Annotated in this window: 17 protein-coding genes; 9 read left to right on the forward strand and 8 right to left on the reverse strand. The window is 72.4% G+C overall.

Features of this window, described 5'->3' with window-relative positions; genetic code table 11:
- Window positions 1-22 precede the first annotated feature (22 nt).
- The 4 genes from OG607_RS05625 to OG607_RS05640 are packed head-to-tail and all read right to left on the reverse strand — an operon-like array spanning window position 23 to window position 4,185.
- On the reverse strand, window positions 23-808 hold the full coding sequence (locus tag OG607_RS05625) for a CDP-alcohol phosphatidyltransferase family protein (protein WP_405719573.1): 786 nt from the start codon (window positions 806-808) through the stop codon (window positions 23-25).
- Complete coding sequence (locus OG607_RS05630) at window positions 786-1,847, reverse strand: iron-containing alcohol dehydrogenase family protein (RefSeq protein ID WP_405719575.1); 1,062 nt, start codon at window positions 1,845-1,847, stop codon at window positions 786-788. Before OG607_RS05630 ends, OG607_RS05625 begins: the two co-directional genes overlap by 23 nt.
- Window positions 1,835-2,572 (reverse strand): sugar phosphate nucleotidyltransferase, encoded by a 738-nt coding sequence (locus OG607_RS05635; protein WP_405719577.1) that lies wholly within the window; start codon window positions 2,570-2,572, stop codon window positions 1,835-1,837. The genes OG607_RS05630 and OG607_RS05635 overlap by 13 nt, the downstream gene beginning before the upstream one ends.
- The gene (locus OG607_RS05640; protein ID WP_405719579.1) at window positions 2,569-4,185 is read right to left on the reverse strand and encodes a DUF5941 domain-containing protein; all 1,617 of its coding nucleotides are present in this window, start codon (window positions 4,183-4,185) and stop codon (window positions 2,569-2,571) included. The genes OG607_RS05635 and OG607_RS05640 overlap by 4 nt, the downstream gene beginning before the upstream one ends.
- Here OG607_RS05640 and OG607_RS05645 point away from each other — a divergent pair.
- From OG607_RS05645 to idi, 4 genes are all read left to right on the forward strand, one after another.
- Window positions 4,177-4,413: a hypothetical protein gene (locus tag OG607_RS05645; RefSeq protein ID WP_405719581.1), complete on the forward strand. Its 237-nt coding sequence runs from the start codon at window positions 4,177-4,179 to the stop codon at window positions 4,411-4,413. The genes OG607_RS05640 and OG607_RS05645 overlap by 9 nt on opposite strands.
- Before the next feature lie 152 nt (window positions 4,414-4,565).
- On the forward strand, window positions 4,566-5,552 hold the full coding sequence (galE, locus tag OG607_RS05650; protein WP_405719583.1) for a UDP-glucose 4-epimerase GalE: 987 nt from the start codon (window positions 4,566-4,568) through the stop codon (window positions 5,550-5,552).
- A 135-nt stretch (window positions 5,553-5,687) separates the two neighbouring features.
- Entirely contained in the window at window positions 5,688-6,638 is a 951-nt protein-coding gene (locus tag OG607_RS05655) for a cation diffusion facilitator family transporter (protein ID WP_405719585.1), read from the forward strand.
- Window positions 6,639-6,729: 91 nt separating this feature from the next.
- Window positions 6,730-7,335 carry an isopentenyl-diphosphate Delta-isomerase gene (idi, locus tag OG607_RS05660; RefSeq protein ID WP_405719587.1) on the forward strand — a complete coding sequence of 202 codons (606 nt, stop codon included), beginning with the start codon at window positions 6,730-6,732 and terminating at the stop codon, window positions 7,333-7,335.
- Between the two features lie 20 nt (window positions 7,336-7,355).
- Here the strand turns inward: idi and OG607_RS05665 are convergent, their stop codons facing one another.
- Entirely contained in the window at window positions 7,356-7,856 is a 501-nt protein-coding gene (locus OG607_RS05665; RefSeq protein ID WP_405719589.1) for an ATP-binding protein, read from the reverse strand.
- Between the two features lie 203 nt (window positions 7,857-8,059).
- A complete protein-coding gene (locus OG607_RS05670) occupies window positions 8,060-8,695 on the reverse strand; it encodes an HdeD family acid-resistance protein (protein WP_405719591.1) in 636 nt (211 codons plus the stop codon).
- A gap of 96 nt (window positions 8,696-8,791) precedes the next feature.
- On the opposite strand from OG607_RS05670, the gene OG607_RS05675 reads away from it, so the two are divergent.
- The 4 genes from OG607_RS05675 (at window position 8,792) to OG607_RS05690 (ending at window position 12,536) form a co-directional block, all read left to right on the forward strand.
- Complete coding sequence (locus OG607_RS05675) at window positions 8,792-9,556, forward strand: enoyl-CoA hydratase/isomerase family protein (RefSeq protein ID WP_405719593.1); 765 nt, start codon at window positions 8,792-8,794, stop codon at window positions 9,554-9,556.
- Window positions 9,557-9,588: 32 nt separating this feature from the next.
- Window positions 9,589-10,458, forward strand: a complete 870-nt coding sequence (locus OG607_RS05680) for an SCO6745 family protein (protein ID WP_405719595.1) — start codon at window positions 9,589-9,591, stop codon at window positions 10,456-10,458.
- Window positions 10,459-10,491: 33 nt separating this feature from the next.
- The gene (locus OG607_RS05685) at window positions 10,492-11,655 is read left to right on the forward strand and encodes a winged helix DNA-binding domain-containing protein (RefSeq protein ID WP_405719596.1); all 1,164 of its coding nucleotides are present in this window, start codon (window positions 10,492-10,494) and stop codon (window positions 11,653-11,655) included.
- A gap of 71 nt (window positions 11,656-11,726) precedes the next feature.
- The gene (locus OG607_RS05690; RefSeq protein WP_405719598.1) at window positions 11,727-12,536 is read left to right on the forward strand and encodes a GH12 family glycosyl hydrolase domain-containing protein; all 810 of its coding nucleotides are present in this window, start codon (window positions 11,727-11,729) and stop codon (window positions 12,534-12,536) included.
- Here the strand turns inward: OG607_RS05690 and OG607_RS05695 are convergent.
- Window positions 12,484-13,416: an EamA family transporter gene (locus tag OG607_RS05695; protein WP_405719600.1), complete on the reverse strand. Its 933-nt coding sequence runs from the start codon at window positions 13,414-13,416 to the stop codon at window positions 12,484-12,486. The genes OG607_RS05690 and OG607_RS05695 overlap by 53 nt on opposite strands.
- 72 nt (window positions 13,417-13,488) lie before the next feature.
- Here OG607_RS05695 and OG607_RS05700 point away from each other — a divergent pair, with 72 nt between their 5' ends.
- Window positions 13,489-14,427: a LysR family transcriptional regulator gene (locus OG607_RS05700; RefSeq protein ID WP_405719602.1), complete on the forward strand. Its 939-nt coding sequence runs from the start codon at window positions 13,489-13,491 to the stop codon at window positions 14,425-14,427.
- Here OG607_RS05700 and OG607_RS05705 read toward each other — a convergent pair.
- Complete coding sequence (locus OG607_RS05705; protein WP_405719604.1) at window positions 14,387-15,193, reverse strand: sigma-70 family RNA polymerase sigma factor; 807 nt, start codon at window positions 15,191-15,193, stop codon at window positions 14,387-14,389. The genes OG607_RS05700 and OG607_RS05705 overlap by 41 nt on opposite strands.
- Between the last annotated feature and the right edge of the window lie 108 nt (window positions 15,194-15,301).

Raw genomic sequence — 15,301 nt, forward strand, 5'->3', positions numbered from 1 at the left:
AGCCGGGACCCCGACGGCCCGCTCACCGCAGCCTGCTCGACGCCAGGATGCTCACCAGGTGCAGCACGGTCTGCAGCACCGCTATGGCGGCGAGCGCGGTGACGGCGATCCGGGTGAACAGCAGGTCGCCGTGGATCGTGTCGGCGATCCCGGCGGCCAGGATCACCAGCGAGGCCTCGACGCCGCCCACCAGGCGGTGGAACTTCAGCGCGGCGGCGGCCCTGCGGGCCAGCGCCAGGCCGGACGAGCGCGGCGCGGACGCCGAGTCCTCGACGGCGGGCAGGCCGCTGCGGGAGCGGGCCACGTCCACCAGGTCGGTCTCGGCCTTGATCAGGATCGCGCCGAGCGCGGCGAGCGTACCGAGGAAGGCCCAGCCCCACTGGGTGGTGCCGCCGTCCCGGTGGAAGATGTCCGCCGCGCGCACGCCGAGGCCGACCAGCAGTGCCGCCTCGGACAGGTAGTGGCCCACCCGGTCCAGGTAGACGCCGGTGATCGAGGTCTGCTTGCGGTAGCGGGCCAGCTCGCCGTCCACGCAGTCCAGCAGCAGGTACAGCTGGATCAGCAGCGCGCCGAGCACCGCCCCGGCGAGTCCGGGGATCAGCAGCGCCGCGCCGGCCGCCACACCGGCGACGATCATCAGACCGGTGTACTGGTTGGCGCTGAGCGGCGAGTTGATGAGGAAGCGGGTGCAGCGCAGCGAGATCTCACGCATGTACATGCGCCCGGCCCAGTGCTCGCCGTTCCGCCGGTCCTTGATGCCGCCCGGGTGAACGATCGGGCGCAGCTCAGCTACTGATGGTCTTGACATAGTCGGCGTATGCGTCCCTGATCTGGTCGGTGGTGAGCTCAAGGTGTTCCAGGATCGTGTAGCGGCCTGGACGGGTTTGTGGTGCGTATTGGACGGCCTTGACGAACTCTTCGTCGGAGAAGCCGATTTCGCCGGGTGTGACGGGCAGCCCGTGGCGGCGCAGTACGTCGGCGAAGAGGCCGGCGTCCTCCGTGGCGCCGCGCAGGAACATCGCGAAGGCGGCACCGATCCCGACCTGCTCGCCGTGGGCGGCGGCGCGCTTGGGGTGCAGGAGGTCGAAGGCGTGGCTGATCTCGTGGCAGGCGCCGGAGGACGGGCGGGTGTCCCCGCTGATCGAGATCGCGATGCCGGACAGCACCAGTGCCTCGGCCAGGACGGTCAGGAAGGCGTCGTCGCCCACGCCGCCGGGGTGGCGCAGCACCGACTCGCCGGCCGAGCGGGCCATGGCGGCGGCGAGTCCGTCGATCTGCTCGCCGTTCACACGGTTGGACAGCTCCCAGTCCGCGACGGCGGAGATGTTGGAGATGATGTCGCCGATGCCGGAGCGCACATAGCGGACCGGGGCCTCCCGGATCACGTCCAGGTCGATGACCACTCCTATCGGGCCGGGTACGCCGTAGGAGCCGCGTCCGTTGTCGTTGTCCAGGGTGGACACGGGCGAGCAGAGGCCGTCGTGCGCGAGGTTGGTCGCCACTGCCACGATCGGCAGGCCGACCCGGGCGGCGGCGTACTTGGCGACGTCGATGATCTTGCCGCCGCCGAGGCCTACCACGGCGTCGTAGCGCTTGCCGCGCATCTGGTCGGCCAGCTTGACGGCGCCGTCGATGGTGCCGCCGGCGACCTCGTACCAGTCGGCGCCGGGCAGGGCGCCGGCCAGCCGGTCGCGCAGGGCGCGGCCGGAGCCGGCACTGATGGCGACCGCCAGCCGGCCGGAGCTGGAGATGCGCTGGTCGGCGAGGATCTCCGTCAGGTCGTCCAGCGCGCCGCTGCGGATGTCGACGACGACCGGGGAGGGGATGAGCCTGGTCAGTACTGGCACGCGATCTCCCTGGCCCGGCTGAGGTCGTCGTGGTTGTCGATCTCGACCCAGGTCAGCTCGCCGATGGGCGCGACGTCGACCTGGAAGCCACGGTTGACGAGCTCCTGGTAGCCGTCCTCGTAGTACAGCTGCGGGTCGCGCTCGTACGTGGCCTTCAGCGCGTCGGCCAGATCGGCGGCCGCGGCGGGCTCGATCAGGGTGACGCCGATGTACTCGCCGGTGGCCTCGGAGGGCTCCATGAGCTTGGTGATCCGCCGGACGCCGGTGGCGGGGTCGGCGACGACCTTCATCTCCTCGTCGGCGAGGCGCTTGACCGTGTCGAGGGCGAGGATGATCCGCTGCCCGTTGCCCTGGGCGGCGAGCAGGGTCTTCTCTACGGAGACCGGGTGCACGGTGTCGCCGTTGGCGAGGATGACGCCTTCCTTGATGACGTCACGGGCGCACCAGAGGGAGTAGGCGTTGTTCCACTCCTCGGCCTTGTCGTTCTCGACGAGGTGGAGCTTGACGCCGTACTTGGCCTCCAGGGCTGCCTGGCGCTCGTACACCGCCTCCTTGCGGTAGCCCACGACGATGGCGGCGTCGGTCAGGCCGACCTCGGCGAAGTTGGCGAGCGTGAGGTCAAGGACGGTTCTCTCGCCGTCGACCGGCACCAGGGCCTTGGGCAGGGTGTCGGTGTAGGGACGCAGACGCCGTCCGGCGCCGGCCGCGAGCACGAGGCCGATCATGCGGGTTCTCCAGTTTCGTCATGTACCGCGGGTGCCTGTGAGGACACCCAGAAGCGGATGCTCTCGATGAGCACCACGAGGGCCAGCACCACGGCGAGTGCCGTCAGCGCGACCGTGAGGCCGTGTTCGCCGGCCGACGCCGCGCACGCGACGGTGACCAGCAGCGTCCGGCCCTCGTGTCCGCCGATCGCGCGCACCAGGGCCCTCGGGGGCGCCCCGGTCCCGCCACGGATGCGGTACACCGTGTCGTAGTGATGGTAGGCGACGGCGGCCACCAGGCCGAAAGCGGCGGGCAATGCACCGTTCACCCCGGAGACGGCCGCCAGTACCAGGATGGTCGTGTACTCCCCGGCGCGGAAGACCGGCGGGACCAGCCAGTCCAGTGGGCCCTTCAGGGGCCGGGCGACGGCCAGGCCGGAGGTTGCCGCGTAGACCACGGCCGCGAGGGCCGGCCACCAGCTGCCGACGGGGGCGAAGGCCGAGGTGGCCACGACTGCGGCCGCGCCGAGTATCGCGACGGCGGGGGCCGTGAAGCCCGGCAGGCGGCGGGCGAGGCTCTTGGTGGCGGCGGCGACGCCCTCCGCGAGCGGCCCGGAGTCGGCCAGCTCGGCGAGGGCCTGGGCAGCGCGGTCGGTGCGGTTCGCCTTGCGGGTCAGGGAGCGCAGTACGCGCCCTGCGGTGGTGTAGCAGGCCGCGAAGGCGCAGCCGGCGATCAGCACGACGAAGGTGATGCGGGGGGTGGTGGCGGCGGTGAGCACCGCTATGAGGGCCCAGCGTTCGCCGATCGGCAGCACGATCATCCGGCGGACCCACACGGTCCAGCCGACGCTGTCCAGCTTGTCGGAGAGGGCGGCGGTGGGAGAAGTGTTGGCCGTCGCGTCGTGGTTGGCCTCGTTGAAGGCGAAGTCGACGACATGGCGGCAGGTCTGCAGCACCATGGCGCCGAGCGCGAGGGCCCAGACGTCGTCGCCGCTGCGGGCCGCGCCGAGCGCCAGGCCCGCGTAGTACGCGTACTCCTTGGCCCGGTCGAAGGTCGCGTCCAGCCATGCGCCGAGCGTGGAGTACTGGAGGGAGTAGCGGGCCAGCTGGCCGTCGGTGCAGTCCAGGACGAAGGACGCGATGAGCAGCACGCCAGCTGCGATGTAGCCGGGGCGGGTGCCGGTGGCGGCGCAGGCGGCGGCGATCAGGGCGACCAGCAGGGAGGCGGTCGTGACCTGGTTGGGGGTCATGCCGCGGCGGGCGCACCAGCGGGCGAGGTAGCGGGAGTAGGGGCTGACGAAGTGCGTGGTGAAGAAGCCGTCCCGGGACTTCACGGCGCTGCGCAGCCGCACCGCCTCGTCGTCGACCTCCGCCACCGCAGCGGCGGCCTTCTCGCGCTCCGCCTCGCCGGTCGGCACGGCGGCCACCAGGACGCCCAGCTCGGGGCGGTGGACAGCGACGCCGTCGGCGTCCAGACGCGCCGTGAGTTCGTCCGCCCTGGCGTCCGGCAGGTCGGCCACCGCCCGGGCCAGCGCGGGCCGCGCGGCGGCCTGGACCGCCACGGCGCCGGGGACGGCGGCGGCGTCGAAGCGCGGGTCCGTCAGGGCCAGGCGCAGGGAGTGGACATGGCCCACGAAGCGCGGGTCGACGACCGCGACGCGCTCCCCGGCGGGGAGGGCGGCGAGCTGCGCCGCGACGGCGCCGGGGCCGTCCGCCGCGAGGACGTCGAAGCCGAGGGCGCGCAGATCGCGCTCGATCGGCGACGCCGCGACCGGCTGACCGGTGAGGATGGCGGTCGACAGACGGACTCACTCCCTGGATTCACGATGACTTCGCGCCACGTACACGGTCGGGCGGCATGAGCGGAGAGGCTATCGGATTCCGGAGATCTTCCGTTCACCGCCCGTTCTCTTCATGGTCGCGCGGGCGCCGGTGATCATCATGGTGGATCGCGCCGCCCCGGCCAAACGCCCCCGGCCCAACACCGTCTCCCGCCGCCGATAGGGTTGGCCGCATGACGTGGCTGATCACAGGCGGGGCCGGATACATCGGAGCTCACGTGGTGCAGGCGATGACCCGGGCCGGTGATCGCGTGGTGGTCTACGACGACGGCTCGGCCGGCGTCCCGGAGCGCATCCCCTCTCACGTGCCCATGGTGACCGGATCCACACTCGACCGCGCGGCCCTGGACCGGGTCATCGCCGATCACGGCGTGACCGGGGTCGTCCACCTCGCGGCGCGCAAGCAGGTCGGCGAATCCGTCGAGCGGCCGCTCCACTACTACCGCGAGAACCTCGGCGGCCTCGGCACGCTCCTGGAGGCCGTCGCGGCCGCCGGTATCCGCCGCTTCCTCTTCTCCTCCTCCGCCGCCGTCTACGGTCTCCCGGACGTCCCCCTCGTCACCGAGGACACCCCCTGCCTGCCGATGAGCCCCTACGGCGAGACCAAGCTCGCCGGCGAGTGGCTCGTGCGGGCCGCCGGCCGGGCCCACGGCATCTCCACCGCCTGCCTGCGCTACCTCAACGTCGCGGGCGCGGCCGCCCCGGAGCTGGCCGACACCGGGGTGTTCAACATCGTCCCGCTCGTCTTCGACCGCCTCACGCGGGGCGAGGCCCCGCAGATCTTCGGTGACGACTACCCGACGCCCGACGGCACGTGCATCCGCGACTACATCCACGTCGAGGATCTGGCCGACGCCCACCTCGCCGTCGCGCGGCGCCTCTCGGACCCGTCCGTCTCGGGCGACCTGACCGTGAACATCGGCCGCGGCGAGGGCGTCTCCGTCCGCGAGTTCATCGACCTCATCCTCGACGTCACCGGTCACACCGGAGTGGCCCCCGTCGTCACCCCCCGCCGCCCCGGCGACCCCGCCCGGGTCGTCGCCTCCTGCGACCTCATCCGCAAGGAACTCGGCTGGTCCGCGACCCGCGACCCCCGCGACATGGTCGACTCCGCGTGGCAGGGCTGGCTCCTGCACCACCCGGAGGCCCGGCGCAGCTAGGGGCCCCGGCCCATCGCCGCAGGTCACCGCACATGACAACGGTCTTCAGTGCTGAGTTGCTTACCTCGGGCAACGGAGCTTCACTTGGTCGGGTCCGAGCGTCCGCCCGGACCCGGACCGGAAGGGGCCGACGGCATGGGGGCAGGGCACTCGCACGGGAGCGGGCACTCGCACGGGCACTCGCACGCACCCGGCGGCACGGCCGCCGCCGCGCACCGGGGGCCATTGCGCATCGCCCTGGGGATCACCCTGCTGGTGCTGGCGACAGAGGTCGTCGGCAGCGCCGTCACCGGCTCGCTCGCACTGCTCGCGGACGCGGGCCACATGGCGACGGACGCGGCCGGGATCGCGATGTCGCTCGTGGCGATCCACTTCGCGAACCGCCCGCCCAGCGAGCGCCGCACCTTCGGCTTCGCACGGGCCGAGATCCTCTCGGCGGTGCTCAACGCGGTGCTGCTGTTCGGCGTCGGGGCGTACATCTTCTACGAAGCGGTGAGCCGGCTGATCTCCCCGGCCGAGGTGCAGGGCGGACTCACCGTCGTCTTCGGCCTGATCGGCATGGCCGCGAACTCCGTGTCCCTGGCGCTGCTGATGCGCGGCCAGCGCGAGAGCCTCAACGTCCGCGGCGCCTTCCTGGAGGTCATGGCGGACGCCCTCGGCTCACTCGCGGTGGTCGTGGCGGCGGTGGTGATCATGACGACGGGGTGGCAGCAGGCCGACCCGGTGGCGTCGATCCTGATCGGGCTGATGATCGTGCCGCGTACGTGGAAGCTGCTGCGGGAGGCCGTGGACGTACTGCTGGAGGCGGCGCCGAAGGACGTGGACATGGCGGAGGTTCGCGAGCACATCCTGGCGCTGCCGGGGGTGGAGGATCTGCACGACCTGCATGTGTGGACGATCACCTCCGGGATGCCGGTGCTGTCGGCGCATGTCGTGGTGCGGCAGGAGGCGCTGGACTCGGTCGGGCACGAGAAGATGCTGCACGATCTGCAGGGGTGCCTGGGGGACCATTTCGACGTGGAGCACTGCACATTCCAGCTGGAACCGGCAGGTCACGCGGAGCATGAGGCACGGCTGTGCCACTGACCCCTCGTTCAGGTCAGGCGCGCGGTGCAACCACCGCACCCACCTGCGCGTGAGGCAGACTGAGGGCTTGTCGTCGATGCAAAGGATGGCCATGCCAACCAGTCCCGCCACCGATCGGCCCGGCATCCCCTCGGGCCCCTCCGCCAATGGTTCCGCCGCCCCGATTCTCCTCGAACTGGTCGACGAGGCCGGCCGGACGATCGGGACGGCCGAGAAGCTGTCGGCGCATCAGGCACCGGGGCAGCTGCATCGCGCGTTCTCGGTCTTCCTCTTCGACGACGAGGGCAGACTTCTGCTGCAGCGCCGGGCACTGGGCAAGTACCACTCCCCCGGCGTGTGGTCCAACACCTGCTGCGGCCACCCCTACCCCGGCGAGCCGCCGTTCGTCGCGGCCGCCCGCCGTACGGCGGAGGAGCTGGGCGCGCCGCCCGCGCTGCTGCGCGAGGGGGGCACGGTCCGTTACAACCACCCGGACCCGGCGTCGGGGCTGGTGGAGCAGGAGTACAACCACCTGTTCGTGGGTCTGGTGCGGGAGCAGCTGCGCCCCGATCCGGGCGAGATCGGGGAGACCGCCTTCGTCACGCCGGTCGATCTTGAGGAGCTGCAGGAGACCGGGCCGTTCTCGGCCTGGTTCCCGACGGTGCTGGAGGCGGCCATGCCCGCGATCCGCGAACTGACGGCGGACGCGGGCTGGTAGTCCGGACAGACCCCATGGGCTTACGGGGCTGCGCTCGCCGGCAACGGGAGCGCGGCCCAGACCACCTTGCCGCCGGACTCGGTGTGCTCGACGTCGCACATCCCGCCGGCCTCGGCGGTGATCGCCTTGACCAGCAGCAGCCCGCGGCCGCCGGTGTCGGTGCTGTCGGCCTGCAGGGCCTTGGGACGGTAGGGGTGGTTGTCCTCGACGGCCACCCGCACCCAGTCGGCGCCGGTGGCCAGCTCGACGGTGATCTCCGGGGAGAGCAGGGCCGCGTGCCGTACGGCGTTGGTGACCAGCTCGGACACGATGAGCAGCAGGCCGTGCAGCAGCTCGTCGTCGGCCGGGATCTGCCGGTCCGCGATCAGATCCCGTACGGCGTGCCGGGCCTGCGGCACCGAGGAGTCCACCGCCGGTGCGGTGAAGCGCCAAGCGCCCTCGTACGGGCGCGGGGTCTGGGTCGGGATGGCCGGGGCCGTTGCCGGCACCGGTTCGGGCGGGACGCTCCCGCGGACCTCCATGGCGGCATTCACCCTCGCATTTCGCGCGATGTCCCCGCAGTCCCCGCTCACCGTTGCACCGCTGATCGGGCGGTGCAACGGTGAGCGGGATCCGCCTCACAGGTTGAGTGTCCGCAGCGGAGGGCGGGAGTCCGGTGACCTCACCGGAAATCCGCAAATTTCGACTGGCTTTGATCACATCCGAGTGAAATCGAATGACCCTGTCACTTCAGCGATCGCCCGTGATCCCCCGGATCGGACATTTCCGCTCCCGTACGGGCCTCGGTGACCAGCCCCACGGCCCGCCGACCGCCGATCCCGGCGGCCAGCAGCCCGAGCCCGTCGAAGAGCAGCGCGAGGGAGACGAAGGTACCGATGACGTAGAGGCTGCTGTGCGGCCAGTCCCCCAGCACCAGGATCGCCAGCAGGATGCCCAGTACGCCCTGCAGCAGCGTCCAGACCATCTGCGGGCCACGCACCACCAGCGCGCCGAAGAGCCGGAAGATCCCGCCGGTGAGGAAGAGCAGCGCGGCGAACATGGTCAGCGTGGCGGCCGCGACCTCCGGCAGCTTGATGACGACGATGCCGGCGGCGATGTTGAGCGCCGCGACGACCAGCGCCAGCCAGAAGAAGTTGGTGGTGCGGTTCTGGACCGCCTGCGCCAGGCCGACGATACCGCCGATGAGCAGCAGCCAGCCGAAGAGGATCATGGTGGTCAGGGTCGCGAACGCCGTGTACACCAGGCCGACCAGGCCGCCGATGACCAGGATCGCGCCGAGTGCGGCCACCCAGCCGAAACTGCGGCTGATCCCGGCCTCGGGGGGCTTCGGGTGCTTGCTGCGTCCCTTGAGCGCGGCCATGCCGGCCTCCTCGCATCGGTTATGCGAGATATACCCCTTTCAGGGTGATCGTCACCGTGTGATCGTCGCGGTATGACCGCCCGATAGGATCCGGTCATGCCCATGCTGCTGGATGTGGCCGGTACGACCGCCACGATCACGATCAGCAATCCGGCCAAGCGCAACATCATGTCCCTGGACATGTGGCGCGCCCTTCCCGGCCTGCTCGACGGCCTCGCCGCCGACCCCGGCGTTCGGGCCCTGGTCCTCACCGGCGACGGCGACACCTTCTGCGCCGGCGCCGATATCGCCGGCATGACGGACCCGGCGACGGGTTCCGCGCTCATCCAGAGCGCCGCCGTGGAGGCCGAGGAGGCACTCGCGGCCTTCCCCAAGCCCACGCTCGCCGCCATCCGCGGCTTCTGCGTGGGCGGCGGCTGCCAGCTCGCCGCGGCCTGCGACCTGCGCTTCGCGGCCGAGGGGGCTAGGTTCGGGGTCACCCCGGCCAGGCTCGGCATCGTCTACGCGGCCTCCTCCACCCGGCGGCTGGTCGCTCTGGTGGGCCCCGCGGCGGCGAAGCACCTGCTGTTCTCCGCCGAGCTGATCGGCGACGAGCGGGCCTTGCGGGTGGGGCTGGTGGACGAGGTGCTGCCGGACGGCGACGCGCTGCGCAAGCGCGTGGAGGAGTTCACGGCGGTGCTGGCCGCGCGGTCGCTGCTCACCCAGGCCGCCGCCAAGGAGTTCGCCGCACTGGACGCCGCCACGACCGAGGCGCGGACCGAGCACTGGGCCCGGCAGGCGAAGCTCAGCGGCGACACGGCGGAGGGCGTGGCGGCATTCCTGGAGGGGCGGGATCCACGGTTCGGGTGGACGATGCGGTGACAACATGCTTACCGGTCGGTAACCTGGCCCGCATGACCGCTTCCGCCCTGGAGCCGCGCGCCGGCCGCCGCTGCCAAAGCGCCGTCAACGCGCTGCACTCCGCCCTCTACTTCGCACCGGAGTACGACGACGAGCTGGCCGCTCTCGGCCTCGACCGCGGTTCCATGGCCTACTTCGCCGGACGGGCCGCGCCACTGGGCGCGGTCGGCGCGGGCGTGGTCACCGCGACCTTCTACAACTTCAGCCACGCGCTGGTGTCCCGGATGGTCCCCGCCGCCTGGGCGATCGCGAGCCCCGCAGCCGTGCTCGACGCCCGGCTGCGCGCGGCCGACGCCACCCTGACCCGGCTGCTCGGCCCGGACGTCATCGCCTCCCCCGAGCTCGCCGAGGCCGCCGCGCTCGCCCTGCGCGCCACCGAGGCCTGCGGCCGCGAGGCCCGGCCCCTCTACGCCGCCAACGCCGACCTCGCCGTGCCCGAGCGGCCGCACCTCGTCCTCTTCCACGCCGCGACCCTGCTGCGCGAGCACCGCGGCGACGGCCACCTCGCGGCACTGGCCGCCGCCGGGCTGGACGGCCTGGAGGCCATTGTCAGCCACTGCGCCACCGGCAAGGGCTTCACCCCGCGCTTCTTCCGGCTCAGCCGCGGCTGGAGCGCCGAGCAGTGGTCCGCCGCCCAGGACCGCCTGCGCGAGCGCGGCCTGCTCGACGGCTCCGGGGAGCTCACCCCCGACGGGACCGCCCTGCGCCGTGAGATCGAGGACATCACGGACCGCCTCGACCGCGCCCCGTACGAACACCTCGGCGCGGCGGGTGTCGAGCGGCTGACCGCCCTCGCGGGCGGCTTCACGCAGACCGTCCTCGCGGGCGGCGGCTTCCCGCTGGAGCACTTCGGCAAGGGCTGAGCCAACGCTTGCGGGTGCGGCAGGATGACGGTCGTGGAGACTCTCAGCGCGGCCGGCATCCGCGCATGGCGCATGCACGCCCAGGGCCTGGCCGGTCCCGGGGCCGCCGCCCACGAGGCCGTCGGGGCGGTCCGGCGGGCGGCGGGACTGCAGGCCCAGGACGCCAAGGCGTGCCGCCTGCAGCTGCGGGCCCGCAGCACCGGGCTCACCGCCGCCGACCTGGACGCCGCGTGCGGGGCCGATCGGCGGGCCGTCGTACGGACCTGGCTGATGCGCGGCACCCTGCACGCCGTGGTGGCCGAGGACGTCCGCTGGATGAACGCCCTGCTCGGGCCCCGGGTCGCCGACTCCCAGCGCGGGCGCCGGCGGCAGCTCGGGCTCGACGACGAGCTGCTGGCCCGTGCCCTTCCCGCCCTGGAGAAGTCGCTGGCGGGACGCCCGCCGATACTCCGGGACGAACTGGTGCTCCGGCTGGGCGAGTTCGGGGTCGGCCTCGATCCGCGCAGCCAGGCACCCGCGCATCTGCTGCTCTACGCGGCCGCGCTGGGCATCGTCTGCCGGGGCCCGGAGGCCGCCGGCGACAAGGCGACGTACGTCCTGCGGGAGGAATGGCTCGCCGGGGTCCCCGCCGCCGGGCCCGGCCCGGCCGGTGACGAGGCTCTGGCCGAGCTGGCCGTGCGGCATGCGGCGTCGTACGGGCCGGTCGGCGAGGCCGACTTCGCCCGCTGGTCCGGGCTTCCGCTCGGGCAGGCCCGCCGGGGCATCCGCTCCGCCCGGGCGGACGGCCGCCTCGCCGAAGTCGGCGGCCCCGGCGGGCCGTTGCTCGTGGCCTCCTGGCAGCGGCCGCCGGCCCGACTGGCCGGATCCGTACGGCTCACCGGGCACTTCGACCCCTACCTCCTCGGCTACCGCGACCGCGATCTACTGCTCGCCCCGCAGATCGCCTCGCGGATCGCGACCGGCGGCGGGCTGCTGATGCCCTGCGTCCTGGCCGACGGCGAGGTGGCGGGTACCTGGCGGCACGAATGGGCCGGCGGCACGGGCGCGGGCAGGCGTCTGGAGGTGCGGGTCGAGCCACTGCCCGGGCCGTCGTTCCCCGATGCCACCCTGGCCCGGATCGAGGCCGGGATCGACGCCGAGGTCGCCGACCTCGGGCGGTTCCTGGGCGTCGAGGCGGCGTGGCGGCTGGTTGGCTGACGCGGGAAGCAACCTTTTGGGACGCGGTGACGACATGGGGGCGTAAGTCATCGACGCGAGAGGCCTCAGCAATGGCAGCGACCGGACGTCACCGGTTCACCCGAAAGCGTTTTACGGCGGCCGCCGTCGCCCTGGCGGCGCTGGGCGGGGGGACGGTGTACGCGATCGACTCGTCGTCCAACAAGGCCCAGGCGGCAGGGGGATGCGCCGCGTACGAGTCGGTCACGATGGGCAAGTACTGGATCAACAACAACACGTGGGGCGCGGACAGCGGCAAGGGCTGGTCCTGCGTGTGGGACTCGTACCAGTCGGGCGACACGATCGGCTGGGGCACGAACTACCAGTGGTCGGGCGCGAGCAGTTCCGTGAAGTCGTACGCGAGCAGCGTGCTGGGCTGGCACTGGGGCTGGAAGTCGCAGGACACCGGGCTGCCGGTGAAGCTGTCGGCGAAGACGCCGGTGAAGAGCAAGTGGTCCTTCAAGGTGAAGGAGTCCACGGACAGCGTCTACAACGTGGCGTACGACCTGTGGCTGCACGACACCGCGAACACGGACTGGCAGAGCACGCCGAAGCACGAGGTGATGGTCTGGCTGAACAAGGACGGCGGGGCCGGGCCGCTGGGGACGAAGAAGGAGCGGGTGAAGCTGGCCGGGGCCTACTGGGACCTGTACGTCGGCGATATCGGCTGGAATGTGTACTCGTTCGTACGGGTGGGCAACACGACGTCCGCCAATCTCAACCTGGACGACTTCCTGCAGGCGCTGGTCCGGCGCAAGCTGGTCGCGACGACGGACTACCTGAGCAGTGTCGAGGCGGGCACCGAAGTCTTCACGGGGAAGGCGCAGTTGGACACGACGGCGTACTCGACGGACGTGGGGTGACCTCGAGCCCGGTGTCGGTGGCCGTCCGGTTCTGACCGCGGGCGGCGCCGATGCCGGCGATGACGACGAGCACGGTGCCCGCGGCCTGCAGGGCGGTCGGGGTCTGGGCGAGAAGGACCATCGCGGCGAGCAGGCTGACCGCGGGTTCGAGGCCCGCGAGTGTGCCGTAGGCGGTCCTGCCGATCCGCTGGAGGGCGAGCATCTCCAGGAGGAAGGGGACCAGGGGCATCAGGACGGCGATACCGGCCACAGCCGCGACGGCACGCCAGTCCGGAGCGCCGGACAGGACCCCGGGCGCGCCGAAGGGCGCGGTGACGACGGCGGCGACGGTGAGGGACAGCGCGAGCCCGTGCTGGGCCCTGAAGCGGCTGCCGACATGCTGGGTGCCGATGACGTAGAGGGCCCAGCAGGCGCCCGAGGCGAGGCCGAAGAGCACGCCGGCGAGGTCGGCCCCACCCTGCCAGGGTGAGGTGAGGCACAGGACGCCGCCGACGGCGAGGAGCAGCCACACCAGTTCCCGGCGGCGGCTGAGCGCGGCGACGGCCACAGCGAGGGGGCCGAGGAATTCCAGCGCGGTGGCGGTGCCCAGCGGGATGCGGTCGGCGGCCTCCGCGTACAGGAGCATCATGGCGCCGCTGACCGCGCCGAGCAGGACCGCCGCGACGAGGTCCCGGCGCGGGGCCTCGCGCAGGGCCCGCCAGAGGGAGCGGCCGGTGCAGGCGAGCAGCAGGAGCGCGGCGAAGGTGACGCGGAGCCAGGTGGTGCCACCGACACCGATGTCGTCGAAGAGCTCGGTGGACAGGGCGCTGCCGGTGTGGAGCACGGCCATGGCGGCGAGGACGAGCACCGCGCCGGGAATGCGAGGGGTCGGGAGGGTCACCTGGCCATTGGATCGCCCGGCCTCTGTTTCTGTCCACGGGTCATTGGTGGATGCAATGTTTACTATTGGTGGATGATTGATCCCCTCCCCGACCTTGGCCGGCTCCGTCTGCTCGTCGAGCTCAGCAGGCTCGGCACGATGTCCGCCGTCGCCGAGCGCACCGGCTACGGGACCTCGGCGGTCTCCAAGCACCTCGCCGTCCTGGAACAGGAGGTCGGGGCCCGGCTGCTCGCCCCGGTCGGCCGCCGGGTGCGGCTGACCCCGGCCGGGGAGCGGCTGGTGGAGCACGCCGTCGGCATCCTGGCCCGGGTGGAGGAGGCCCGCAGCGAGCTCGGCGGCGCGGGCGCCCACGGGCCCGCCGGGCGGGTGCGGCTGGCCAGCATCGCGAGCACCGTCGAGCCGCTGGTCGTGCCGGCCCTCGTACGGCTGCGGCAGGAGCACCCGGCTCTGGAGGTGCACCTGTACGAGCACGAGCCCGAGCAGACCCTGGAGCTGATGCTCGCCGGGGACATCGACCTCGCCCTGATCTACGACTACAGCCTGGTGCCGAGGGCGGTGCCCGCCGGGCTGAGCGTGCGGCAGCTCGCCGAGCTGTCGATGCTGCTGACGCTTCCGGCCGGCCATCCGCACGATCCCGGGCCCGGCCGCATCGTGGCGCTGCCGGAGCTGGGGCGGCTCGCGGAGGCCGGGTGGATCACCAACTCCCGGGGCAGCGACGACGACGAGCTGGTGCGGCGGGTGTGCGCGCTGGCCGGTTTCACCCCGCGGATCGTGCACCGGGTCGACAGTCTGCATCTGGTGAATCTGCTGGCCGGGGCCGGGCTCGGGGTGGCACTGCTGGCCGAGTCGGGGGTGGAGCGGCACCGCGACGACGTGGTGTTCCGGCCGCTGGACCCCCTGGTGGGGACCCGGCGGCACTTCCTGGTCGCGCGCGACGGCCAGTGGGGCTGGCCGCCGATCGCGACGGTGGTCAGGGCTGTGGCGACAGCTGGGGGCGTCGGCGCAGGCTGAAACGCTCTGTGAACTCGGCGGGCGGCGGCACCAGGCCGAGGCCGACCAGCAGTCCCTCGACGGACCGCATGTCGTGCCACTGCCGCTCGCAGAGCGGGCACTCGCGGGTGTGCCGGGCCACGCGCTTGCGCCAGTGGGGGGCGGGCTGCCGGTCCCAGTGGCGGACCAGGTCCATCAGGAGCGGGCAGCCCGGCACGGCGGACAGCGCCCGCACGACGCTGCGGGCGGCGTCGAGGCGGGCCTTCATGCGCTGGACGCGTACGGTGGCGTGCTGCGAGGTGAGGCCGCAGGCGGCGGCGAGTTCGGTGCGGGTGAGCTCGCCGGTGGTCTCCAGCCACCACAGGGAGAGCACGTCGCGGTCCTCGGGCTCCAGCCAGCGGGTGGCCCGGGCGAGTTCGGCCCGCTGGCCGGACAGGCCCAGGCACAGGATGGTCAGGTCGACGAAGTCGGAGCCGGCCTCGTCGGCCAGGGCGAAAAGCGGAAGGTCCTGGCGGGCCCGCCAGCGGTCGCGTACCTGCCGCATCGCGATGGCGGCCAGCCAGCCATGGAAGGCGGCCGGGTCGTGCAGGGTGTCGAGGCCGTGCTCGATGTGCAGCATGGCCTCCTCGACCGTCTCGTCGGCGTCGGCGCGACCGTGCAGGGCCCGGCCGACCACGTTGTGGACCAGTGGCAGGCTTTCGGCGAGCAGCGTGTCCATCGCATCCCGCCGGCCCGCGCGTGCCGCTTCGACCGTCGCGGCGGAGGGTCGCCGTGCGTCCCTGCCCATTCCGTCACCTTCTCCTCAGGCCCGGCCCGCCCCTTTTGGGTGGGCACGACTGGGAGACGGACAGGAGGTATGACAGATAACCGAAAATCTCGGGCAACCTTTTGCGGC

The organism is Streptomyces sp. NBC_01537 (assembly GCF_045040445.1).
GTDB lineage: Bacteria > Actinomycetota > Actinomycetes > Streptomycetales > Streptomycetaceae > Actinacidiphila.